General features: G+C 66.8%; 19 protein-coding genes and 1 pseudogene. 2 read left to right on the top strand and 18 right to left on the bottom strand.

Translation table 11 applies throughout. The annotated features are described in order from the left end of the window. Nucleotides 1-34 precede the first annotated feature (34 nt). Nucleotides 35-1327, top strand: coding sequence for an MFS transporter (locus tag ACKY0X_RS07445; protein WP_409428918.1), 1293 nt, complete (start codon nucleotides 35-37; stop codon nucleotides 1325-1327). On the opposite strand, the gene ACKY0X_RS07440 is transcribed toward ACKY0X_RS07445, so the two are convergent. After that, nucleotides 1277-2536, bottom strand: coding sequence for a cytochrome P450 (locus ACKY0X_RS07440; RefSeq protein ID WP_409428917.1), 1260 nt, complete (start codon nucleotides 2534-2536; stop codon nucleotides 1277-1279). The two genes, ACKY0X_RS07445 and ACKY0X_RS07440, sit on opposite strands and share 51 nt — an antisense overlap. A 106-nt stretch (nucleotides 2537-2642) precedes the next feature. Here ACKY0X_RS07440 and ACKY0X_RS07435 point away from each other — a divergent pair, with 106 nt between their 5' ends. After that, nucleotides 2643-3278: a TetR/AcrR family transcriptional regulator gene (locus ACKY0X_RS07435; RefSeq protein ID WP_409428916.1), complete on the top strand. Its 636-nt coding sequence runs from the start codon at nucleotides 2643-2645 to the stop codon at nucleotides 3276-3278. Here the strand turns inward: ACKY0X_RS07435 and ACKY0X_RS07430 are convergent. The 17 genes and pseudogenes from ACKY0X_RS07430 to clpX form a co-directional block, all read right to left on the bottom strand. Next, nucleotides 3272-3976 carry a PE-PPE domain-containing protein gene (locus ACKY0X_RS07430; protein WP_064888919.1) on the bottom strand — a complete coding sequence of 235 codons (705 nt, stop codon included), beginning with the start codon at nucleotides 3974-3976 and terminating at the stop codon, nucleotides 3272-3274. The two genes, ACKY0X_RS07435 and ACKY0X_RS07430, sit on opposite strands and share 7 nt — an antisense overlap. 13 nt (nucleotides 3977-3989) lie before the next feature. Continuing rightward, nucleotides 3990-5096, bottom strand: a complete 1107-nt coding sequence (proB, locus tag ACKY0X_RS07425; protein ID WP_409428915.1) for a glutamate 5-kinase — start codon at nucleotides 5094-5096, stop codon at nucleotides 3990-3992. Further along, a complete protein-coding gene (obgE, locus tag ACKY0X_RS07420; RefSeq protein ID WP_409428914.1) occupies nucleotides 5093-6538 on the bottom strand; it encodes a GTPase ObgE in 1446 nt (481 codons plus the stop codon). The genes proB and obgE overlap by 4 nt, the downstream gene beginning before the upstream one ends. A gap of 103 nt (nucleotides 6539-6641) precedes the next feature. Further along, nucleotides 6642-6908 (bottom strand): 50S ribosomal protein L27, encoded by a 267-nt coding sequence (rpmA, locus tag ACKY0X_RS07415; protein ID WP_046286652.1) that lies wholly within the window; start codon nucleotides 6906-6908, stop codon nucleotides 6642-6644. Between the two features lie 17 nt (nucleotides 6909-6925). Further along, nucleotides 6926-7237, bottom strand: a complete 312-nt coding sequence (gene rplU / locus ACKY0X_RS07410) for a 50S ribosomal protein L21 (RefSeq protein WP_046286653.1) — start codon at nucleotides 7235-7237, stop codon at nucleotides 6926-6928. Between the two features lie 152 nt (nucleotides 7238-7389). Next, entirely contained in the window at nucleotides 7390-10341 is a 2952-nt protein-coding gene (locus tag ACKY0X_RS07405) for an Rne/Rng family ribonuclease (protein WP_409428913.1), read from the bottom strand. A 296-nt stretch (nucleotides 10342-10637) separates the two neighbouring features. Next, the gene (gene ndk / locus ACKY0X_RS07400) at nucleotides 10638-11084 is read right to left on the bottom strand and encodes a nucleoside-diphosphate kinase (RefSeq protein ID WP_046286666.1); all 447 of its coding nucleotides are present in this window, start codon (nucleotides 11082-11084) and stop codon (nucleotides 10638-10640) included. 85 nt (nucleotides 11085-11169) lie between these two features. Continuing rightward, the gene (locus ACKY0X_RS07395) at nucleotides 11170-11520 is read right to left on the bottom strand and encodes a DUF4233 domain-containing protein (RefSeq protein WP_046286663.1); all 351 of its coding nucleotides are present in this window, start codon (nucleotides 11518-11520) and stop codon (nucleotides 11170-11172) included. Then, entirely contained in the window at nucleotides 11517-12932 is a 1416-nt protein-coding gene (folC, locus tag ACKY0X_RS07390; RefSeq protein WP_409428912.1) for a bifunctional tetrahydrofolate synthase/dihydrofolate synthase, read from the bottom strand. Before folC ends, ACKY0X_RS07395 begins: the two co-directional genes overlap by 4 nt. Continuing rightward, nucleotides 12929-15568, bottom strand: coding sequence for a valine--tRNA ligase (locus tag ACKY0X_RS07385; protein ID WP_409428911.1), 2640 nt, complete (start codon nucleotides 15566-15568; stop codon nucleotides 12929-12931). The genes folC and ACKY0X_RS07385 overlap by 4 nt, the downstream gene beginning before the upstream one ends. Nucleotides 15569-15647: 79 nt before the next feature. Continuing rightward, a complete protein-coding gene (locus ACKY0X_RS07380; RefSeq protein ID WP_046284360.1) occupies nucleotides 15648-16238 on the bottom strand; it encodes a DUF937 domain-containing protein in 591 nt (196 codons plus the stop codon). Nucleotides 16239-16336: 98 nt separating this feature from the next. Beyond that, nucleotides 16337-17593 (bottom strand): saccharopine dehydrogenase family protein, encoded by a 1257-nt coding sequence (locus tag ACKY0X_RS07375; protein WP_409428910.1) that lies wholly within the window; start codon nucleotides 17591-17593, stop codon nucleotides 16337-16339. Between the two features lie 94 nt (nucleotides 17594-17687). Next, nucleotides 17688-17921 (bottom strand): annotated as a pseudogene (locus tag ACKY0X_RS07370) (transglycosylase family protein); the annotation flags it as partial. A gap of 921 nt (nucleotides 17922-18842) precedes the next feature. Then, nucleotides 18843-19415, bottom strand: a complete 573-nt coding sequence (gene mobA / locus ACKY0X_RS07365; protein WP_409428909.1) for a molybdenum cofactor guanylyltransferase — start codon at nucleotides 19413-19415, stop codon at nucleotides 18843-18845. Between the two features lie 4 nt (nucleotides 19416-19419). Next, nucleotides 19420-20505, bottom strand: a complete 1086-nt coding sequence (locus ACKY0X_RS07360) for a 2-oxoacid:ferredoxin oxidoreductase subunit beta (protein ID WP_409428908.1) — start codon at nucleotides 20503-20505, stop codon at nucleotides 19420-19422. Then, nucleotides 20502-22442 (bottom strand): 2-oxoacid:acceptor oxidoreductase subunit alpha, encoded by a 1941-nt coding sequence (locus tag ACKY0X_RS07355; protein ID WP_409429540.1) that lies wholly within the window; start codon nucleotides 22440-22442, stop codon nucleotides 20502-20504. The genes ACKY0X_RS07360 and ACKY0X_RS07355 overlap by 4 nt, the downstream gene beginning before the upstream one ends. Nucleotides 22443-22729: 287 nt before the next feature. Then, on the bottom strand, nucleotides 22730-24013 hold the full coding sequence (gene clpX, locus ACKY0X_RS07350; RefSeq protein ID WP_046187626.1) for an ATP-dependent Clp protease ATP-binding subunit ClpX: 1284 nt from the start codon (nucleotides 24011-24013) through the stop codon (nucleotides 22730-22732). Between the last annotated feature and the right edge of the window lie 220 nt (nucleotides 24014-24233).

The following is a 24233-nucleotide window of genomic DNA, read 5'->3' as shown; positions in this document are numbered from 1 at the left end:
AGTAAATCGCTGCGGAATCCGGCACGATGCTCGGGTGACAAAGCAGCGGCTCACCCCCGACCAGCGCAATTCATTTCTCGCTGCCGTATTGGGCTGGTCGATGGATGCGTTCGACTACTTCATCGTGGTGTTCGTCTACGCCGACATCGCCAAGACCTTCGGCCACACCAAGACCGAGGTCGCGTTTCTGACCACCGCCACCCTGGTGATGCGCCCGCTCGGGGCGCTGCTGTTCGGCCTGTGGGCAGATCGGGTCGGCAGGCGAATACCGCTGATGGTCAACGTGATTTTCTACTCGACGGTGGGGTTCTTGTGCGCGTTCGCGCCGACCTTCACCGTGCTGGTGATTCTGCGCCTGCTCTACGGGATCGGGATGGGCGGCGAATGGGGGCTGGGCGCTGCGCTGGCCATGGAGAAGATCCCACCCGAGCGTCGCGGGTTCTTCTCCGGGTTGCTGCAGGAGGGTTATCTGTTCGGCTACCTGGCCGCCACGGTGGCCTCGCTGCTGGTGAACGACGTACTGGGGTTGTCCTGGCGCTGGCTGTTCGGGCTTTCCATCCTGCCGGCCATGGTCAGCCTGCTGATCCGCTATCGGGTGACGGAGTCGGAGATATGGCAGGCCACCCACGATCGGATGCGACTGACCCGCACCAGAATTCGCGACGTATTCACCGATGCCAAGGTGATCCGCCGATTCTGCTACCTGGTGTTGCTGATGACGGCGTTCAACTGGATGAGCCACGGCACCCACGACATCTACCCGACGTTTCTGACCTCGCCCGACGGGGCAGGTCTGTCCCATGTCACGGCCAAATGGATCGCGGTGATCTACAACATCGGCGGGATCATCGGCGGGCTGATCTTCGGTTCGTTGTCACAGCGGTTGGGCCGGCGTTACGCGATCATCTGGGCGGCGGTGATGGGCTTGCCGATCGTGCCGCTGTTCGCGTTGTCGCACACCGCGGGCATGCTGTGCCTGGGCTCGTTCTTGATCCAGATCTGCGTGCAGGGCGCCTGGGGCGTGATCCCGGCGCACCTGACCGAGATGTCGCCGGATGCGATCCGCGGCTTCTATCCGGGCGTGACCTACCAGCTGGGCAATCTCTTCGCCGCGTTCAACCTGCCGATCCAGGAGCACTTGGCAGCCGCGCACGGCTACCCGTACGCCCTGGTTGTCACGCTGGTGCCGACACTGCTCGCCGTCATCGTGCTGACCGCGATCGGCAAGGACGCCACCGGCCGGCACTTCGGACTGGCCGAGCCTGGACCAGCCGAGTCAGAACGTACAGGTCATGGCACGGATCCCGTGAATGAAGCTGCCCGCTAGGTACTCCGGATCACCGGCCTCGATGCGCGGAAGTCGATGGAGCAACTCACCGAAGAGGGCGCGTAGCTGGGCGCGCGCCACATGGGTCCCCAGACAGTAGTGCTGTCCGCCGCCGCCGAAGCCCAGATGCGGATTGGGGTCGCGGCTCAGATCCAGGCGATCGGGGTGGTCGAACACCGCCGCGTCCCAATTGCCTGACGCATAGAACATGGCCACCTTGTCGCCGGCCCGAATCGTCTGGCCGCCCAGTTCGTAATCGGTTGCAGCGGTGCGGCGGAAGGTCATCACCGGTGTCGCGTAGCGGATGAACTCTTCCACCGCTGTCCCGATGCGACGGTCGAAATCCTCCAGCAGCCAGGCCCGTTGCTCGGGGAAGTCGGTGAGCGCCTTAAGTGCATGGCTGGTGGTCTGGCGGGTGGTGTCGTTTCCGGCCACCGACAGCAGCACGAAGTAGGCGCTCACCTCGGCGTCGGTGAGCCGGTCGCCGTCGACCTCGGCGTTCACCAGGCTGCTGAACAGGTCGTCGCCGGGGCGCTCACGGCGCTCGGCTGCCAACACACCCGCCACCTGGTGCAGGTACATGATGTTTTCGCCCATCACCGCCAACGGGTCTCGCCCGTCAAGGAACACCGGGTCGTTGGTCGATACCAAGGCGTCGGCGGCATGGGCTACCTGTACGCGCTCGGAATCCGGCACGCCGACCATGTCCGCCAGCGTGCGCAGCGGCAGTTCCTTGGCGCAGTACTCGACGAAGTCCGCTCCGCTGCCGGCGGCCTTGAGTTCGTCGACGATGGCCGTGGCGCTGGCCTTGATCGAGTCCTCGATGCGCCTGATCTGGCGGGGAGTGAACGCCGCGGTGGCCAGTTTGCGCAGTTTGGTGTGCCGGGGCGGGTCCATGGCCAAGAACGACTGCGTGGTCTCCAGTAACTCCTCGGGGAAGTTCTCGAACTGCACGCCCTTGCCGGACAGGAACACCTCGTTGGTGCGACTCACCTCGACGATGTCGGCGTGGCGGGTGACGGCCCAATAGCCGGGATCGTTCGCGTCGTTGAGCATGGCGTCTTCGACGGGCGGATGCCAGCTCACCGGACGTTCGGCACGCAGCACCGCGAACGAGCGCTCCCGCTCGGCAGCGGTGGCAGACCAGAACGCACGGGAGGACAAGTCGACCGCGTCGTAGCTGCGCAGCGCGGCGGATGGTGCAGTCACGAGACCTCCTCGGTGTATGGCCCCGGTCACACCGGGCCCCGTGCTGACAGTAGGTCTAGACATAGTGTCTAGTCAAGACGTCGGGGATGCCGTTACGCTGACCGCTGTGGCTTCTGTGACCCGCAAGCCCCCCAACAGCCGCCAGGAGCGGCGCGAGGAGATCGAACGGCACCTCCTCGACGCCACCGAGCGGCTGATGAGCGGCGGCGCGAGCTTCACCGAGCTCAGCGTGGACCGACTCGCCACCGAGGCCGGCATCTCGCGCGCCAGCTTCTATATCTACTTCGAGGACAAGGGTCATTTGTTGCGCCGGCTGGCCGGCCAGGTGTTCGGCGATCTCGCCTCAGGGGCCGAGCGTTGGTGGGGCGTGGCGCAGCGCCGCGATCCCGACGATGTCCGCGCCGCGATGGCCTCGATCATCGCCAACTATCGGCGGCATCAACTGCTGCTGATCGCACTCAGCGAGATGGCCGGCTACGACCCACTCGTGGGCGCCACCTACCGGGACTTGCTGACCGGCATCTCCGGCCGAGTGGCCCAGGTCATCGAAGACGGGCAGGCCGACGGCTCCATTCGTCGCGATTTACCTGTCGCCGCGACCGCAAGCGCGCTCACCTGGATGGTGGAGCGGGTCTGCCAGCAGAACCTGCCGGTCCGCGACGCGGACTACGATTCCGAGCTCGCCACTGCACTGACTGAAATCGTTTGGGGCGCTCTGTATCTCAAGCCGACCGATCAGTAGCTCCAGGCCGAGCGGTCATAGCTGCGCTCGATCCGCCGACGCCTCTTACGCCAGGTGGGACAGAACACATAGGTGAGGTTGTCGCGCTTGACCCAGATGTTGTCGGGGCTCTTAAGGTTGACCCGGAAATAGTTGTTGTGCACGGTCACCAGTCCCAGCAGAGCGTTTCTGACGGCCAACGAGTCGACGTGTGCCGCAGGCAAATTGGGAAAGTCGGCCATGCCGTCGTATTGGCGACACAGGTCCGTCACCGCGAACCGGGTGTCCGCCGGTATGCCGACGCCGCCGTAGTCGGGCAGCTTCATGAACGTGACCAGCTTCGGGTCGGCCCGATAGATGCCGTGGAACGGCTGCTCGGGGTTGGCCAATAGCAGAAACGACACCTTGCCGGTGGGGACCGATGAGGTCGGCCCCCGCTCGCGCAGCCATTTGCAAGCGACCTGCGCCCCCATGCTCACGGCGTAGACGAGTACGTCGTCGGCATCGGGTGAGGCGTTGAAGTGGGCGGTCAGCATGTCGTCGAGTGCTTGCGCACCCCGCTGCACCGCTTTGACCGCCGGGACATAGCGCAGTCCGTCGAAGTAGGTGTTGGGGTACTTGACGTTTTTGACGGTCTTGCCCTTGGTGACCGCGCCACGGCACATGAACCGCAGAAATCCGCTCCAGCCCGCCCCGTCGATGGTGAATACGGTGCTCATGCGGAACGAGTCGCTAGACCGCGACCAGGTCGTCGGCGTGCACCACCGGCCGACGCGCATCCGGTGCCAACTCCGCGGTGGAATGGCCGATCATGGCGTCCAACTCCGCGGCGTCGTAGCCGACCACTCCGCGGGCCACCACGGCCCCGTCCGGGCCACACAGTTCGACGACGTCGCCGCCGTAGAACCTGCCCGAGACCGCGGTGATCCCGGCCGGCAGCAGGGAGCGTCGCCGAGTCAGCACCGCCTCGACGGCCCCGGCGTCCAGCGTCAGCGTCCCGGCGGCGTCGGCGGCATGGCGGACCCAGAATTTGCGCGCCGACAACCGTTGCGTCCGGGGCGCGAAGACGGTGCCCACCGATGCGTCGGAGAGGGCGGATGCTGCCGCACTGGCGGCGGCCAACAACACCGGCACTCCCGCGTCGGCGGCCAGCAGTGCCGACGACAGCTTCGACACCATGCCGCCGGTGCCCAGATGACTGCCCTCGCTGGCAACTACGTCGGCGAGGTCATCCGGTCCGGACACCTCGGGGACCAGGCGGGCCGGGCCCTTGCGCGGATCGGAGTCGTAGAGGCCGTCGATGTCGGAGAGCAGCACCAGCGCGTCGGCGCCCACCAGATGCGCCACCAGCGCCGAAAGGCGGTCGTTGTCGCCGAACCGGATCTCGCTGGTGGCCACTGTGTCGTTCTCGTTGACGATCGCCACCGCGTGCAGGGCGCGCAGTCGGTCCAGGGTGCGGGCGGCGTTGGTGTGCGACACCCGCATCGAGACGTCCTGCGCGGTGAGCAGCACTTGGCCGACGGTGCGGCCGAACTGACCGAAGGCGGCACTCCAGGCGTTGACCAGCGCCACCTGGCCCACACTGGCGGCGGCCTGTTTGGTGGCCAGGTCGGTGGGCCGCTTGGACAATCCGAGCGGCTCCAGCCCGGCGGCGATAGCCCCCGAAGACACGATCGTCACGTCCGAGCCGGCCTTCATTCGGGCCTCGATCGCCTCGGCCAGCCCGGCCAGCCGGGCCGCATCGAACATGCCGGACTCAGTGGTCAGTGCGGTGGTGCCGATCTTGACCACGACGGTGCGCGCGGTGCGAATCGCTTCGCGCGCGCCACTGCCGGTCACTCGTCCTCCGAATGCTCTCGGCGCTGCTTGCGTGCCACCTTGCGCTCGGCGGCACCCACTCGGTCGGTGCGCTCCAGCCTGCTGTCCGTGCCGCGGCCCGACAGCGTCATGTCCCCCCCGGCCGGAGTAGTCGGCTCCCAGTCGAAGGTCATCTCCCCGATAGTCACCGCACAGCCCGGTGTGGCGCCTCGCTTGAGCAGTTCGTCTTCGACGCCGAGCCGGGCCAGTCGGTCACCCAGGTAGCCGACCGCCTCATCGTTGTCGAAGTTGGTCTGGTGCACCCAGCGCTCGGGTTGGGTACCCCGCACAAGAAAACCGCCGTAGCCGTCGGATTCCACGGTGAACCCGGTCTCCCCCGCGCGAACAGGACGGATCACCGGGCGGCGCGCCACCGGCTCCGGTTGTGCGGCCCGATACGCCGACACCATCTCGGCCAACGCAAACGTCAACGGCCGCAAGCCGGCACGGCTCACCGTCGAGACCATGAACACCGGCCAACCACGCTCGGCCGCGATGTCGTCGCGGACGAATTCCGCCATCTCCAGCGCCTCGGGCACGTCGATCTTGTTGAGGACCACCGCCCGAGGCCGGTCGACCAGGTCGCCGAGCGTCGAATCCCCTTGCATGGTCGGGGTATAGGCAGCCAGTTCGGCTTCGATCGCTTCGATGTCAGAGAGCGGGTCACGGCCCGGCTCAGCGGTCGCGCAGTCGACGACGTGCACCAGCACGGCGCAGCGTTCGATGTGCCGCAGAAAGTCCAAGCCCAGCCCGCGACCGGTCGAGGCACCGGGAATGAGGCCGGGCACATCGGCTGCGGTGAAGGTGTTCTCTCCGGCCGAGACCACGCCCAGGTTGGGCGCCAACGTGGTGAACGGATAGTCGGCGATCTTCGGTTTGGCCGCCGAGATCACTGATACCAGTGCGGATTTGCCCGCGGACGGAAATCCGATCAGCCCGACGTCGGCGACGGTCTTGAGTTCCAGGGTGAGGTCGCGGGTTTCACCCTTCTCCCCCAACAGTGCGAAGCCGGGCGCCTTGCGGGCACGCGACACCAGCGCCGCATTGCCCAGACCGCCGCGTCCGCCGGCTGCCGCCTCGAAGCGGGCACCCGCGCCCACCAGGTCGGCCAGCAGCCGCCCGTGTTCGTCGAGGACGACGGTGCCGTCGGGCACCTTGATCTCCAGGTCCGCGCCTGTGGCGCCGTCCTTGTTGCTGCCTTGGCCCTGCTTGCCGGACGCCGCGACGATGTGTGGCCGGAAGTGGAAGTCCAGCAGGGTGTGCACTTGGGGATCGACGACCAGCACGACGCTGCCGCCGCGGCCGCCGTTGCCACCGTCAGGACCACCGAGCGGTTTGAACTTCTCTCGGTGAATCGAGGCGCAGCCGTTGCCCCCGTCGCCGGCGCGCACATGGATGACAACGCGGTCGACGAACCGGGACATCGGGCTTTCCTCTCACCAATCCCACGCATCGAGCGTGTAACCACTGCGAATTTTGTCGCTCTTTTTCGCAGTCAGTGCACGTTCGCTGCGCAGGGCCGGTTGGTTAGCTCTCCGCGCGGGCGACAGGCACGATGTTGATCAACTTGCGGCCGCGCTTCACACCGAATTCGACCGCACCGGGTGCCGTGGCGAACAGGGTGTCGTCGCCGCCGCGCCCGACGTTCACGCCGGGGTGGAAGTGAGTGCCGCGCTGGCGGACCAGGATCTCGCCGGCCTTGACGACCTGGCCGCCGAACCGCTTGACGCCGAGTCGCTGGGCGTTTGAGTCGCGCCCGTTACGTGAGCTGGAAGCGCCCTTTTTGTGTGCCATCTCGCTGCCTCCTGCTGCTACTTGATTCCGGTGACCTTGAGCACGGTCAGCTGCTGACGGTGACCCTGCCGCTTGTGGTAGCCGGTCTTGTTCTTGAACTTGTGGATGCGGATCTTGGGGCCCTTGGTGTGCTCCAGGACCTCTCCGGTGACCGCGACCTTCGCCAGCTTGGCGGCGTCGGTGGTGACGGTGGCACCGTCCACGACCAGCGCGACCGGCAGCGAGACCGACGATCCCGGCTCGGACTCGATCTTCTCAACCTTGAGCACGTCACCAACGGCAACCTTGTACTGCTTGCCGCCGGTTTTGACGATTGCGTACGTCGCCATCGTTGGTTTCTACCTCTGCTTCTCGGGCGCGCACGCCATCGGGACTTGCGCAGGTGTCTGGGGTTCTGTCCGCCGAGCTGTGGTTATTCCCGCCTGGCGACAACTGGTCAAGGGTACGTGACCAGCGGCTAAGGGGTCAAACCGGCAGTACGTTAGATCGGTGGCCCGGCCGGCCGGGCCGCCGCACGCCGACGTCGTGGACGCTCGACCACCGCAACTGCCACCTCGGGCTCGTCAAAGTCCTCGGCGTCTTCTGCATCGTCGGAGTCGTCTTCATCAGATTCGTCGGATTCATCAGATTCATCGATGACATCCAGGTCGTCGTCGAAGTCTTCGTCGTCGTCATCGTCAAGATCGACTTCGTCGTCGTCGGCGTCTTCGTCGTCGTCGGCGTCCTCATCGACGTCGTCGTCGTCGACATCCGCGTCGTCGGCATCCTCATCGACGTCGTCGTCGTCGGCGTCGTCCTCGGTGTCGGCGAGGTCCTCATCGGCCACCTCAGACTCCAGGGACTCCGTGGCCACCTCGTCGGGACCGTCGGCCTCCTCGGTGCCTTCGGCCCCCTGCTCGGCGAGGTTCACCACCAGCTCGTCGCCATCGGGCGCAGTCTCGTGCTCGTCGTCCGACTCGTCGTGCCGGTCGCTGGCCGCAGCCATCGCCTTGAACATCGGGTGGTCACCGGGCGTATGCACCGGAACCTTGACGACCGCCGGTTCGTCGACCTTCGGCTTCTTCGAGCGCTTGCTGCGCCGGCTGCTGGTGGTGCCGCCGCTGCCACCCGATTCCGTCTTGCGTCCCGGCGCGGCCGAGTCCACCGGATCGGCATGCAGCACAATGCCACGCCCGGCGCAATGCTGACACGACGTCGAGAATGCCTCGATCAGCCCGGTGCCCAGGCGTTTACGGGTCAGCTGCACCAGCCCCAGCGACGTCACCTCCGAAACCTGATGGCGGGTTCGGTCGCGGCCCAGTGCCTCGGTCAGCCGACGCAGCACCAGGTCCCGGTTGGACTCGAGCACCATGTCGATGAAGTCGATGACGATGATGCCGCCGATGTCACGCAGGCGCAGCTGCCGCACGATCTCTTCGGCGGCTTCCAAGTTGTTCTTGGTCACCGTCTCCTCGAGGTTGCCCCCGGAGCCGGTGAACTTGCCGGTGTTGACGTCGACCACCGTCATCGCCTCGGTGCGGTCGATGACCAGCGTGCCGCCCGACGGCAGCCAGACCTTGCGGTCCAGCGCCTTGGCCAGCTGCTCGTCGATGCGGTGCACGGCGAATACGTCCGGACCGGCCTGGCCCTCCGGGCCAGTGGGCGCGGTGTAGCGGGTCAACTTCGACACCAGCTCGGGGGCCACCGAGCCTACGTAGTCGTTGATCGTGGCCCAGGCGTCATCACCGGAGACCACCAACTCGGAGAAGTCCTCGTTGAACAGGTCGCGGATCACCTTGACCAGCACGTCAGGCTCTTCGTAGAGAGCCACTGCGGCTCCGGCGGCTTTCCCCTTGGTTTCGGCCGCGGTGGCCTCGATCTGGGTCCAGCGTTCCTGGAGGCGTTCGACATCGGCGCGGATATCGGATTCCTTGACGCCCTCCGACGCGGTACGGATGATCACGCCGGCGTCGGCGGGAACCACCTCGCGCAGGATCTCCTTGAGCCGCTGGCGTTCGGTGTCGGGCAGCTTGCGGCTGATACCGGTCGACGACGCGCCCGGCACATAGACCAGATAGCGACCGGCCAGCGACACCTGCGTGGTCAGCCGGGCACCCTTGTGCCCGATGGGGTCCTTGCTGACCTGCACGACGACATAGTCACCGGGTTTGAGCGCCTGTTCGATCTTGCGGTTGGCGCCACCGAGCCCGGCAGCTTCCCAGTTCACCTCACCGGCGTAGAGCACGCCGTTGCGGCCCCGGCCGATGTCGACGAACGCGGCCTCCATCGACGGCAGCACGTTCTGGACAATGCCCAGGTAGACATTGCCGACCAGGGAGGTCGATGCGGCAGACGTCACGAAGTGCTCGACCATCACGCCGTCTTCCAGCACGGCGATCTGGGTGTAGCGGGCGCCCTGGTGCGGCGGCTCGGTCCGGACCCGGTCACGGACCACCATCCGGCGTTCGACGGCCTCGCGGCGGGCCAGGAACTCGGCCTCGCTCAGGATCGGCGGGCGGCGACGCCCAGCGTCGCGTCCGTCGCGCCGGCGCTGCCGTTTGGCCTCCAGCCGTGTCGAACCGGTGATGCCCTGAATCTCGTCGTCGCCGGTGCCGCGGTCGCTCTTGGCGGACCGGCTGCTCTTGGCGCGCGGAGCCCGCTCATGCACGACGGTGTTGGGCGGGTCGTCCGACGACCCGGTGTCCTCTTCCTCGCCGGCACCGGCCTTGCGCCGACGGCGGCGGCGACGACGACGGTTGCCCGCGTCCTCGGCCGAACCGCCTTCCTCGTCGGCGGCGTCGTCGGCGTCTCCGGCCTCCTCCGATTCCGCGGTGGAGTCGTCGTCCTCGGACTCGTCGTCGGCGTCCTCGGCTGCCGCACCCTCAGACCCGCGGCCACGGCCACGGCCACGGCGTCCACGGCGACGGCGCCGGTTGGCCGGCCGATCGCCGTTCTCGTCATCGGTGTCGGCGTCGGAACCGCCGAGGTCGTCGTCGCCATAGTCGTCGGAGTCGTCGTCGGAATCGACTTCGACCTCGCGCGGCACCGGGCGCTCGAAGGCGACCGGCTGCGGCGCGACGAACAACGGCATGTAGTCAGCCCGCACGGCGGCCGGCTCCGGTGCCGTCTCCAGCAGCAGCCGGGACTCCGGCTCGTCGGGGACCTCGCCGGTTGCCTGGGCCTCGCCGGCCTCCTGGAACAGTCCGGCGACAGCGGGCTCGGCGGCCGAGTCCAGCAGGTCGCGGACCCGCACCGCCTCGACACGATCCACGCTGGAGTGGGCGCTGCGCGCGCGGCCGTCCAACTCCGTCAGCGCATCCAGGACCCGCCGACTGGTGGTGCCCAGAACCCGTGCCAGCGAGTGCACCCGCAGTCGATCGGGCAACTCCTCGTGCTCGCTCGGTGCTGCTGATACCTCTGAATCAGGGCCTTTAAAAAGAGAGGGGTCTGCCACGTACGTCTCCTCAAGCCCCCGGGCGCGTCGTTGCGACGCGGCCACGCGAGGACTTCTCGTTATGGGCCCGGCTCACTTCCCCGGGCTTGTGGTGGTCTCGCTCCGAGGGGCTCGGGTTGAACCGACTCGGTGCCTGGCTGAATGAAAACCGGCGATCGGCGCCGCATCACATATCGCGACCGTCGCACTCGCCGAAGTCTTCATTCGGGTGTCGGAAACCGGTCCGGTGACGTTCACCCGTTAGTCAGTATCCCACACAATCCACAGGAGCCGGACGAAAGGCACTAACTCCGGGGTCAGGCCAGTGTCATGGGATCCGTCGACGCCGACGGCTTCAGGTCGGGGAACCACAGCGCGATCTCACGCTCAGCCGACTCCGGCGAGTCCGAGCCGTGCACCAGGTTGAACTGGGTCTCCAGGCCGAAATCGCCGCGGATGGTGCCCGGGGTGGCCTTGGCTACCGGGTCGGTTCCACCGGCGAGCTGCCGGAATGCCTCGATCGCGCGCGGCCCTTCCACCACAGCGGCAACCACGGGGCCCGAGGTGATGAAGTCCAGCAGCGAAGCGAAGAACGCCTTGCCGTCGTGCTCGGCGTAGTGCTGCCGGGCCACAGCCTGCTGCACCGGCCGCAGTTCCAGGGCCGCCAACGTCAGGCCCTTCTTCTCGATCCGGTTGATGATCTCGCCCACCAGCCGACGGTTCACGCCGTCCGGCTTGATCAGTACCAAAGTCCGCTCAGTCATGCAGCGCCGCTCCTCATCCATCGCTCCGCCTTGCTTCGTCGCCAGCGGCACGGCGACAGCGTACCGGCCCCGGTCACCCGGTCCGTCACGAGCGTCGCAAGACCACGGCACGGAAATAGGCGATCAGTGCCCACACCGCGGTGAACACCAGGCCCATGATGCCCACCCCGGGGTAAATCACGAAGCCGGCCACCAGCACCAGTTGCAGCGCCAGATTGGCCCAGATCGCCCAGCTGCGGCCCTGGATGCCGGCGAACAGCAGCAGCACCAGTGCCAGGCCGAGCAGGTACGCCAGCGAGAACGGTGTCAGACCGCCCCCGACGACGCTGACCACCGGCAGCGCCAGCAGCACCGTGATGGCTTCGAGGATCAGCGTCGCGGCCATCACGCCGCGAAAACCGCGCCATGGGTCGGGAGCATCTGGCTGGCCGGTCATGCGGGGTCCTTCCCGAACAGATAGCGAGCCGCACCGGCGGTGACCACCGAGCCGGTGATCACGATGCCGGCCCCCGAAGCTTCGCCCTCGGAATCGAATTCGTCGACCAGCGCTGTGGCGGTGTCGATCGCATCTTCAAGCGTCTCGGTGGTGACCACCCGGTCGTCGCCGAACCATCGCGCCGCCGCCACGGTGAGCGTCTCGATGTCCAGCGCACGCGGAGATCCGTTATGGGTCACCACAATTCGGTCGAACGCCGGTTCCAGCGCGGCCAAGATGCCGTCGACGTCCTTGTCGCCAAGCACACTGAGGACACCGACCAGATACCGAAAGTCGAAGTCCTCGGCCAGGGCCTGGGCCAATACGGCGGCGCCGGCCGGGTTGTGCGCGGCGTCGATGAACACCGTGGGCGAGCTGCGCATCCGCTCCAGCCGGCCGGGGCTGCGCACCGCGGCGAATCCCGCCCGAACGGTCTCGACGTCGAGCTGACGCTCGGCACCGGCGCCGAAGAACGCCTCCACCGCCGCCAGCGCCAGCACCGCGTTGTGGGCCTGATGCTCGCCGTGCAGCGGCAGAAAAATGTCGGAGTACACCCCGCCCAAACCCTGCAGCTCCAGTACCTGCCCGCCGACCGCGAGTTGGCGGCTGCGCACCGCGAACTCCGAGGTCTCTCGCGCTACCGCGGCGTCGGCACGCACCGACTGCGCCAGCAGCACCTCCATCACCTCGGGCACCTGACGGGCGATCACCGCCACGGTGTCGGTCAGTTCGTCCGACGAGCGGTGAATGATGCCGGCCTTCTCCTCGGCGATCCCGACGATGTCCTCACCGAGGTAGTCGACGTGGTCGATGCCGATGGGGGTGATGACGGCGACCGGAGCTTCCACGACGTTGGTGGCGTCCCAGCGACCACCCATGCCGACTTCCACGATGGCGACGTCGACGGGGGCGTCGGCGAATGCCGCGAACGCCATCCCGGTGAGCACCTCGAACTTGCTCATGGCCGGTCCCCCGTCTGCCTGCGAGGACGCATCGACCATCTGCACGAAGGGCTCGATCTCGGCGTAAGTCTCCACATAGCGCGCCGGGCTGATCGGCTCGCCGTCGATCGCAATGCGCTCGACCGCCGACTGCAGGTGCGGGCTGGTGGTACGCCCGGTACGACGGCTGAACGCCGTCAGCAGCGCGTCGATCATCCGCACCACCGACGTCTTGCCGTTGGTGCCGGCCACGTGAATGGACGGGTAACCGCGCTGCGGCGAGCCGAGCAGCTCCAGCAGCGCGTTGATGCGGGTCAGGCTGGGTTCGATCTTGGTCTCGCCCCAACGCTGATCAAGCAGGTGTTCGACTTGGAGCAGGGCCGCGATCTCATCCGGGCTGGGCTCGCCTGCGCCGATCGGATGATCGGTCACGTCAGGCCTGCCAGACGCGCGGTAATGCGCTCCACTTCGTCGCGGGCCAGCTGTTGGCGGGCCCGGATCTTCTCGACCACCGCCTCGGGCGCCTTGCCCAGGAATTCGTCGTTGCCCAGCTTTGCCGAGGTGGCCTCGAGGTCCTTACGCGCAGTGGCCAGGTCCTTTTCCAAGCGGCGGCGCTCCGCGACGACGTCGACGGTGCCGGAGGTGTCCAGTTCGACGACGACCGTTCCGCGAGCAAGCCGCACCTCGACGGTGGCCGACGGCGCGAAGCCCTCCCCCGGCTCGGTCAGCCAGGCCTGGGACGCCACCGCGGTCACCTGGGTGGCCAGGTCGGCGTCGTCGATGCCGGTCAGCCGGGCCGAGACTTTCTGCCGGTCACGTAGGCCCTGGTCGCTGCGGAACCGGCGCACCTCGGTCACCAGCTTCTGCATGTCGGTGATCCGTTGCGCCGCCACCTGGTCCAAGGCGATGCCCGACGGGGCCGGCCAGTCCGCGATCACCAGAGACTCCGCACCGGTGAGCTCCTGCCACAGGGTTTCGGTGACGAACGGGATCACCGGGTGCAACAGCCGCAACAGGGTGTCCAGCACCGCCGCGAGCACGGCCGTGGTGTGGGTCAGCCCCTGCCCCAACTGGGTCTTGGCCAATTCGACGTACCAGTCGCAGAACTCGTCCCAGGCGAAGTGGTACAGCGCCTCGCAGGCCCGCCCGAACTCGTAGCCCTCGAACGCCGAATCCACTTCGGCGCGAACCTCTTCCAGGCGCCCGAGGATCCAGCGGTCGGCGTCGGTCAGCTCCTCGACCGCCGGTAGCGGCGCCGGCGAGGCGCCGTTCATCAGGGCGAATCGCGTCGCGTTGAACAGCTTGGTGACGAAGTTGCGCGACGCGCGGGCGTGGTCCTCCCCGATCGACAGGTCACTGCCGGGGCTCGCTCCGCGGGCCAGGGTGAACCGCAGGGCGTCGGCGCCGAACATCTCCACCCAGTCCAGCGGGTCGATCCCGTTACCACGGGACTTGCTCATCTTGCGGCCGTGTTCGTCGCGAATCAGGCCGTGCAGGAACACATTGCGGAACGGAACCTTGCCTTCGGGCAGCGCGGCGTCGCCGCCGACGAAGGTCCCGAACATCATCATCCGGGCGACCCAGAAGAAGAGGATGTCGTAGCCGGTCACCAAAACGCTTGTCGGATAGAACTTCTTCAGCTCCGGCGTGGCGTCCGGCCAGCCCATCGTGGAGAACGGCCACAACGCCGAGGAGAACCAGGTGTCCAGCACGTCGGGGTCCTGCTCCCAGCCCTCCGGCGGGGTCTCGTCCGGGCCGACGCAGACCTTTTCGCCGTTGGGCCCGTGCCAGATCGGGATGCGGTGTCCCCACCACAGCTGCCGGGAGATGCACCAGTCGTGCATGTCGTCGACCCAGCCGAACCAGCGTGGTTCCAAGCTCTTCGGGTGGATGACGGTGTCGCCGTCTCGGACCGCGTCACCGGCGGCCTTGGCCAACGAGGAGACGTCGACCCACCACTGCATGGACAGCCGCGGTTCGATGACCTCGCCGCTGCGCTCGGAATGCCCGACGCTGTGCAGGTAGGGCCGCTTCTCGGCCACGATGCGGCCTTGCGCGGCCAGCGCTTCACGCACCGCGACGCGTGCCTCGAACCGGTCCATGCCGTCGAACTGTGTTCCGGTGCCGGTGATCCGGGCACGTTTATCCAGGATCGTCGGCATGTCCAGCTGGTGGCGCAGACCGATCTCGAAGTCGTTGGGGTCGTGGGCGGGGGTGACTTTGACCGCGCCGGTGCCGAATTCGGGGTCGACGTGGGCGTCGGCGACCACGGCGATCTGACGGTCCAAGAACGGGTGCGGCAGTGAGCTGCCCACCAGGTTGCGGTACCGGTCGTCGTCGGGATGCACCGCGATCGCGGTGTCACCGAGCATGGTTTCCAGCCGGGTGGTGGCCACAATGATATGAGGCTGTGTGTCCTCCATTGAGCCGTAGCGGAACGACACCAGCTCGCCCTCGATGTCGTCGTACTTGACCTCGAGGTCGCTGATCGCGGTCTCCAGCACCGGCGACCAGTTGACCAGTCGTTCGGCCTGGTAGATCAGCCCGGCGTCGTAGAGCCGCTTGAAGATGGTGCGCACCGCCCGCGACAGGCCCTCGTCCATGGTGAAGCGTTCGCGACTCCAGTCCACGCCGTCGCCGAGCCGGCGCATCTGGCCGCCGATGGTGCCGCCGGATTCCCGCTTCCAGTCCCACACCTTCTCGATGAACTGTTCGCGGCCGAAGTCTTCCTTGCTCTTGCCGTCGGCGGCGAGCTGGCGTTCGACCACACTCTGGGTGGCGATGCCGGCGTGGTCCATGCCCGGCAGCCACAGCACCTCGTAGCCCTGCATCCGCTTACGACGGGTCAACACGTCCATCAGGGTGTGGTCGAGCGCGTGCCCCATGTGCAGGCTGCCGGTGACGTTGGGCGGGGGCAGCACGATCGAGTAGCCGGGCTTGTCGCTGGTGGGGTCCGCGGTGAAGTAGCCGGCATCCACCCAACGCTGGTAGATCGCGTCCTCGACCGCACCCGGCTCCCACGACTTGGGTAGGTGATCGGCGTTGGCGGCGTTGGGAGTGTCAGTCACCGCTCAATTCTAGGAATGCGCTCCCGAAAGACGACAAAGCCCCCGAACCTGGTCGGTTCGGGGGCTCTGTGCTGACGCGCTACTTCTTGCCGAGCAACCCGCCGAGGATGCCGCCGATCGCCTCGCCGGTCTTGCCGCCGAGGGCATTGCCCAGGATGCTGCCCATCGACTGGTTCTTGGCGGCGCCCCCGCCAGCCATGCCGCCCAGGATGCTGCCCAGGACATCACCGAGACCGCCACCACCGGAAGCCTGCTCCTGGGCCGGCTCGGCCTTCTGGCCGCTCAATTGCTTGCCGATGTAGGCGAGCACAATCGGCGCGATGATCGGCAGCAGCTTTTGCAGCAGGTCATTGTTGCCCGCGCCGGCACCCGACAGCGCCGAGGCGACCTGGCTGGTGTCGTTGCCGCCGAAGATGGTGGAGATCACCTGCTGACCTTCGGACTGGCTGGCGCCCAGCGCATTGTCCAGCAGTCCCTGGGCCGCGAAGGTGGCCGCGGTGTTGACGATGCTGTTGGCCTGGCCCGGGTCTTGGGCGTTCTCGCTCAAGCCACCGACCAGTACCGGCACCAGGGTACGAATGGTGCTGTCCACTTCACCGGAGTCAGCGCCGAGCTGGTTGGCGATGTCCTGGATGGGGATCTGAGCGAAAAGATCGTCGAGGCCTGCCATGAGATTCCACCTTCGTCGCTGGGGTGCTGCCAGGGGCAGCGGTCGAAACCGACACTAGCGGAAAGATTCAGCAACCGGCACCGAACAATTGGCCCCGGTCAGCGCAACCGGGAAACCTCTAGCGTCACTCCCGCCGCAGGCAGTCTGGCCAGCAGCACATCGCCCATCGCGGCCGCGGGGGTGAGGACACCGAAGTGGTCGGGCAATGCGTCGCGGTCCAGCGCCAGCGCCAGCGCGCACTCGCCCAACAACACCGAGGTGGCCTGGTAGCCGGGATCACCTCGCTGCGCCATGTCCGCCCGGTAGCGGGCGCCGGTGCTGGTGGTCGTGTAGGTCTCGATGCGGTAGTAGCCGTTCTCACGGCGGCTGCGGCTGGGGCCGGTGCCCGGTTTGGGCAACACGCGCTCGAGCAATCCGGCCGGCACGAGACCCAAGAGGTGACCGCCGATCCCGAAGGTCACCTTGCCGATCCCGGTCGCCAATCCAGACAGCACCGGCGCCGCGGCCGACGAGCCGGCGCTCATGTGCTCGGCGTAGCGGAAACGACGCCCGTAGGCCCAGCCCAACAGTCCGTTACTGCGCCGTACGATGCGGGTGTTGACCGGCGCCATGGCGAAGCCGGTGGTCCAGATTCCGTCCAGTTCCGGCGCGATGTCGCGGCCGCGCCGCCAAGACAGGTCCGGTTCGGGGCCCAGTCGGGGTTCGGCGGACCGGTCGGAGCTGAGCGTGTGCGGGTCGAAGAGCTGGCGCCGGGCGTTGGAATCGTTGGCGGCGGCACTGAGCACCTCGACCATGGAAGCCGCCGTCCCGCCGGAGAGCCCGGCAGAGAATCCCCGGACAACATAGTCGGTGTCGAGCAGGTCGCCGGTGCCGTCGTCGCGGGCCGCCCGATACAGGGCGTACACGCTGATGTCCGATGGAACGGAGTCGAAGCCGCAGCCGTGCACGATGCGGGCCCGGTTGTCGGCGGCCTGCTCGTGGTGGCGGTCGATGCTGTCCCGCACGAACAGCACCTCGCCGGTGAGGTCGACGTAATCGGTGCCCGCCGCCGCGCAGGCCGCGACCAACGGCATTCCGTAGCGGGTGTAGGGGCCGACGGTGGTGATCACCACCCGCGTCCGGGCCGCCATCGCCTCCAGGGTTGCCGGTTTGTCGGCATCGGCTACCACGATCGGCCAGTCTTGGGCCGGCGATCCGAGGTGGTCACGGACCTCACGCAACCGTTCCGCCGAGCGGCCAGCCAACCCGATCCGGGCGGCGGCGCCGGTACGGGCCAGATACTCAGCGGTCAGCTTCCCGGCGAAACCGGTGGCTCCATAGAGGATGATGTCGAGCTCACGTGGCGTGTCAGGCACGCGCCCGACGCTACTCGCCGGCTGGGATCCGTTCCGACGCCGACGGCGCCGGGCGGCTCGCCCGGCGCCGTCGTCGATAGCGCTAGAGGGATGGTCAGCCGCGACGGCCGCACACCGGCCAGGCACCGATGCCCTGGCTGCGCAGAACGTTCTCGGCAACCCGGATCTGCTCGGCCCGGCTGGCGTTGTGCGGCATACCGCTGCCACCGTTGGCGCGCCAGGTGCCGGCGTTGAACTGCAGTCCGCCGTAGTAACCGTTGCCGGTGTTGATCGACCAGTTGCCGCCCGACTCGCAGGCCGCGATGGCGTCCCAGTTGACGCTGTCCGCCTTCGCGGTGGCGTCAGACAGGGCGACCGCGCCGGTGATCATGGCGCCGGCGATCGCGGCCAGGGTGAGGGGCTTGCGGACGTTCTTCAACATCGTTCCTTTCGCAGTGCGCGCGCCGAAGTGCTAGTGGGCTGACATGCCTGGGCCCCAGGCGGAAGTGGTTTTCGAGACGTGCCGTCTAGGTCAGGCACGACAGCGGGGGCAGGTGCGCCCGCCGGGATGACACCCGGCACCGCGGAGGCGTTCGAGGGGCCGCCCGCGGCCCCGCTCACACGCGGTTCCGTCGATTCAATTTGTTTGCCTTGCATTAGGGCGAGGGAAACTTACGAAATGTTCATGCGACAAGTCCAACCGCATGTCGCGAATATTTCGGACAGATAACGAAACCATCACGCCGCCGCCGCGAATGGTTATGGCAGGTCAGCACCAGCTTTAGGTGTTCTGCCGACCCGGCGGCGCGCTTCGGCGAGCGTGAGTCAGATCACGGGGTTTTTGTGGGCTGGACCACTGGAAATGAGGGGTTTGAAGTCGATCGATAGCCCGCGGCGTCGAGAATCGCCTGCTACAGGGGCATCAGAAGCATCATCTGCCTCACTTGTCGCAGGTCATCGGCCTGGAGTCGAGCGAAGCGCCTCAAGCAGGCAAAAGAACACCGACCATCGGACCGGCGAGTAATTGCCCAGGAGAAAGCAACGCCGCGAACTGGCCCGTCCCAACCTCCAGTACACATCAAGGCCCGAACCAATTGCCCTGCGCTGCAAGCGTTTCCGGCTACCCGAGGCAGGCATCCGGAACGCCGACTCGGCATCACGCCAATATTATTTGCATATCGCGCAGATAATATGACGGTTTATTTCATTATTAGCCCGCCTCGTAATGGCGTTTTATCTGATCTCAAAATCGAATTTGCTGCCGTACGACTCAGCGCAGGCCGGCGAGATCGTCTGGCGAGTTGAGGTTGGCCAGCGGGGACGCGTCGGCCAGCACGATCCGCCGGACGTCGGCCACGTCGATCAACGCACCCACCCGACGTTCCCCGGAGGCGACCAAGGCATCGACGATGTCGGCGAGGGCGGTGCGATACATCCCGGACAGGTAGTGGTCGCGATCAGCGTGCGGCAGCACGATGTCGGCCACGGGAGAAGTCAGCGCGTCGATCAAATCCGTTGTCAGAAAAGGCATGTCGACCGCGCAGACGAAGGCGCGTGGGGAGCCGGCCTGTGCCGCTGCATGCAGCCCCAGCGCGATAGCGGGCAACGGCCCCAGCCCGGGCACTTCGTCGCGCAGCACCTGCGCAGCGAGCTCCGGCAACACCTGGCCCTGGGCGGCCACCACGAAGACGGGATCGCAGCGCTGCGCCAGCAGCGAGACCTGGTGTTCCACCAGGGTCAGACCGGCGAAGCGGCCCGGCACGGTCAGAGTGGCCTTATCGCGGCCCATCCGGCGCGAAGCGCCGCCGGCCAGCACGACACCGGCCAACCGACCGGCAGTCATGACGTCAGTCGACGGTCCAGGTGTCGCGACCACGCAGCAGCGCCTGGAGTGCGGCGGTGTCGTTGGCGGTCGACTGCCGAGCCTCGGCGACCTGCGCGCGAGCCAGGTCGTCGTAGGTGGGCTTGCTGACCTTGCGGAAAATGCCCATCGGGAAGTGCGACAGGTCCTGCTCGGAGAGCCGCGACAGCGCGAAGGCGTACGAGGAGTCGGCCTGGGTGGCGTCGTGCACCACGATCTGGTCGGCCGAGACGTCAGCGGTCTTGGCGACCTCGAGCCCGAAACCGGACTTGATGACGCAGTACTCCCCCTCGGCGCCGAACACGATGCGCTCGCCGTGCCGGACATTGATGATGCGGCTTTCCGCACCTTCCTTGCGCAGCAGGTCGAAGGAGCCGTCGTTGAACACCGGGCAGTCCTGCAGGATCTCCACCAGCGCCGAGCCGCGGTGCTCCATCGCACCCTGCAGGACCTCGGTGAGACCCTTGCGGTCGGAGTCCAGGGCACGCCCGACGAAGGTCGCCTCGGCGCCGAGGGCCAGCGAGATCGGGTTGAACGGGTTGTCCAGCGAACCGTAGGGCGTCGACTTGGTGACCTTGCCGGTCTCCGACGTCGGCGAGTACTGGCCCTTGGTCAGGCCGTAGATCCGGTTGTTGAACAGCAGAATGGTGATGTTGACGTTGCGTCGCAGCGTGTGGATCAGGTGGTTGCCGCCGATCGACAGCGCGTCGCCGTCACCGGTAATCAGGAACACCTTCAGGTCTTCGCGAGCAGTCGCCAGCCCGGTGGCGAACGTCGGGCCACGGCCGTGGATCGAGTGCACGCCGTAGGTGTTCATGTAGTAGGGGAAGCGGCTCGAGCAGCCGATCCCGCTGACGAACACCACGTTCTCCCGCCGCACCCCCAACTCGGGCAGGAAGTTGCGGACGGAGTTGAGGATCGCGTAGTCGCCGCAGCCCGGGCACCAGCGCACCTCCTGGTCGGAGGTGAAGTCCTTGGACTTCTGCGGCTCGTCGGTGGTGGGGACCCCGCTCAGCGCGGTCAGGCCCAGATCGGTTCCGACGAGCGAGCCGACAGCTTCGGTGGTGGTCATGAATTCGCTCCTGCTGTACCCGCAATGGTGACCGCCGCGGCCCTGGCCAGCGACGCCTTCTCGTTCTCCCGGTCGGCCAGCGTGCCGGCCAGCGCGTCGTCGATGATCCCCTCGACCTCGTCGGCCAGGAATGCCTGGCCGGTCACCTTGGTCACCGACTGGATGTCGACCAGGTAGCGGCCGCGCAGCAGCAGCGCCAACTGGCCCAGGTTCATCTCCGGCAGCACCACCTTCGGGTAGCGCCGCAGCACTTCACCCAAGTTGGCCGGCAGCGGGTTGAGGTTGCGCAGGTGCGCCTGCGCGACCTTGACGCCGCCACGCCGGACCCGCCGGCAGGCCTCGGCGATCGGGCCGTAGGAACTGCCCCAGCCCAGCATCAACAGCTCGGCGTCCCCGGACGGGTCGTCGACGACCAGGTCGGGAACCTTGATGCCGTCGATCTTGGCCTGACGCAGCCGAACCATCAGGTCGTGGTTGGCCGGCTCGTAGGAGATCGCCCCGGAGCCGTTGGCCTTCTCCAGGCCGCCGATCCGGTGCTCCAGGCCCGGAGTGCCGGGGATGGCGAACTGGCGGGCCAGGGTCTCCGGGTCGCGCGCGTACGGCGCGAAGTCCTCGCCGGCCTTGGCCAGGTTCTGGTCGATGGGCGCCATCGCGGAAACGTCCGGGATACGCCACGGCTCCGAACCGTTGGCGATCGCGCCGTCGGAGAGCAGCACCACCGGGGTCCGGTAGGTCACCGCGATGCGGACGGCCTCGATGGCCGCGTCGAAGCAGTCCGACGGCGTGCACGGCGCCAGAACCGCCACCGGCGACTCACCGTTGCGTCCGTAGAGCGCCTGCAGCAGGTCGGCCTGCTCGGTCTTCGTGGGCAGGCCGGTGGACGGGCCGCCGCGCTGGACGTTGATCAGCAGCAGCGGTAGCTCGGTCATCACGGCCAGGCCCAGCGCCTCGGCCTTGAGCGCCAAGCCGGGACCGGAGGTGCTCGTGACACCCAGGGCACCGCCGTAGGAGGCGCCGATCGCGGCACCGATGCCGGCGATCTCGTCTTCGGCCTGGAAGGTCAGCACGTTGAAGTTCTTGTACTTGGACAGCTCGTGCAGGATGTCCGAGGCCGGGGTGATCGGGTAAGTCCCCAGCACCACCTGCGTGTCGGCCAGCTGGCCGGCGACGATCACGCCGTAGGCCATTGCGGTGTTGCCCGAGATCTGGCGGTACTCGCCCGCGGGCAGCTTGGCCGGGGCGATCTCGTAGGTGGTGCCGAACGCCTCGGTGGTCTCGCCGTAGTTCCAGCCCGCCTTCAGCGCCAGCACGTTGGCGTCGGCCACGTCGGGCTTCTTGGCGAACTTCTCCTTGATGAAGCGCTCGCTGCTCTCCAGCTCCCGGCCATACATCCAGGACAGCAGGCCGAGGGCGAACATGTTCTTAGCCCGGGCGCCGTCCTTCTTGGTCGCGCCGATCGCCTCGACCGCACCCAGGGTCAGGGAGGTCATCGCGACCGGGACCACGACGTAGTCCGAGAGTTCCTCGGTCTCCAACGGGTTGGTCTCGTAGCCGATCTTGGCCAGGTTGCGCTTGGTGAACTCGTCGGAGTTGACGATCACCATGCCGCCGCGCGGCAAGTCGCCGATGTTGGCCTTCAGCGCCGCCGGGTTCATCGCCACCAACACGTCGGGGCGGTCACCGGCGGTGAGAATGTCGAAGTCGGCGATCTGGATCTGGAACGACGACACACCGGGCAGGGTGCCCTGAGGTGCGCGGATCTCGGCCGGGTAGTTCGGCTGGGTGGCCAGGTCGTTGCCGAAAAGGGCCGCTTCAGAGGTGAAGCGATCGCCGGTGAGCTGCATACCGTCGCCGGAGTCACCGGCGAAACGGATAACGACCTTCTCGAGTTTTTGGCGACCGGGTGCCGACCCGACTCCGTTACCACTCGGCCCCACGGCCCCGCCTTCCATCACTGTCCACCCGGGCCCGCGCAGCACGGCTGGCGCACCCACAAGTTTTTCTGTCACTGGCAGTACCGATTATTGCACCGCTCTTATAGACCATACGACGCCACACCGTGTCGAAATTTGGGTTACTCAGTGTTAAATGTCGATGTCACACCGGGGTTCGAGGTCAACTTGAGCCGGAAATGTGGTTTTCATCACGTCCACCCGCGCGCCAACTCTAAGAGAAGTTCGGTACTGGCGAGTAACTTTGCGCGGCGACCAGCGCCGCCCCCGGATCAGGCGCTCTTGTCGCGACGCTCGCCGCGGGACGCCTTGCGCGGCACGATGGTCGGCAACACGTTGTCCTGCACCGTTTCCTTGGTCACGACGACCTTGGCGACGTCGTTGCGGCTCGGGATGTCGTACATGACCGGCAGCAGGACTTCTTCCATGATCGCCCGCAGACCGCGCGCACCGGTGCCACGGTGGATCGCCTGATCCGCGATGGCCTCCAGCGCGTCCTGGCTGAACTCCAGCTCGACCCCGTCCATCTCGAACAGCCGGGTGTACTGCTTGACGAGCGCGTTCTTGGGCTCCGACAGGATCTTGACCAACGACTCCATGTCGAGGTTGGTCACCGAGGCCACCACCGGCAACCGGCCGATGAACTCGGGGATCAGACCGAACTTGATCAGGTCCTCGGGCATGACCTCGGCGAAGTGGTCGGTGGTGTCGATCTCGGCCTTGGACCGGACTTCGGCGCCAAAACCCAAGCCCCGCTTGCCAACCCGGTCCGAGACGATCTTCTCCAACCCGGCGAACGCACCGGCAACGATGAACAGCACGTTGGTGGTGTCGATCTGGATGAATTCCTGGTGCGGGTGCTTGCGGCCGCCCTGCGGCGGAACCGAGGCCTGCGTGCCCTCCAGGATCTTCAACAGCGCCTGCTGCACGCCCTCGCCGGAGACGTCGCGGGTGATCGACGGGTTTTCGCTCTTGCGGGCGATCTTGTCGACCTCGTCGATGTAGACGATGCCGGTCTCGGCGCGCTTGACGTCATAGTCGGCCGCTTGAATCAGTTTGAGCAGAATGTTCTCGACGTCCTCACCCACGTAGCCCGCTTCGGTGAGCGCGGTGGCGTCGGCGATCGCGAACGGCACGTTGAGCATCTTGGCCAGGGTCTGGGCCAGGTAGGTCTTGCCGCAGCCGGTGGGCCCGAGCATCAAGATGTTGGACTTGGTCAGCTCAACCGGCTCACCGGAGCGCGAGTCCCGGCTCTTCTCGCCGGCCTGGATGCGCTTGTAGTGGTTGTAGACGGCCACCGCGAGCGTGCGCTTGGCCGTGTCCTGGCCGATGACGTAGCCCTCCAGGAACTCCCGGATCTCAGCAGGCTTGGGCAGTTCATCGAGCTTCACGTCGTCGGCGTCGGCCAACTCTTCTTCGATGATCTCGTTGCATAGGTCGATGCACTCATCGCAGATGTAGACGCCCGGACCTGCGATGAGCTTCTTGACCTGCTTCTGGCTCTTGCCACAGAACGAACACTTCAGCAGGTCCCCGCCGTCTCCAATGCGCGCCATAGTGCGTTAGGACCTACTTCCTGTTCGCCGTCTGTCGTCGGGGTGCCGGTGTCTGCTCCGACGCTACCCGTTCGTTCCGGTGCGAGGCGACCGATAAGGCCGAATCGCGTCGTTGGTATTCATCACGGGCTCCGTCTGCCTGCTCCACGAACATATAGCCCAAGGCGCCGCAGCCGGCGTGTGACGCGCTGGCGTGGCGTGAGCGTTTCCGGGGCGTTAC

It is taken from the genome of Mycobacterium sp. SMC-11 (assembly GCF_046250095.1).
In the GTDB taxonomy this organism is placed as follows: domain Bacteria; phylum Actinomycetota; class Actinomycetes; order Mycobacteriales; family Mycobacteriaceae; genus Mycobacterium; species Mycobacterium heraklionense_A.
Note: the sequence above shows the minus strand (reverse complement) of the source record. Positions and strands in the feature narration are given on the sequence as shown.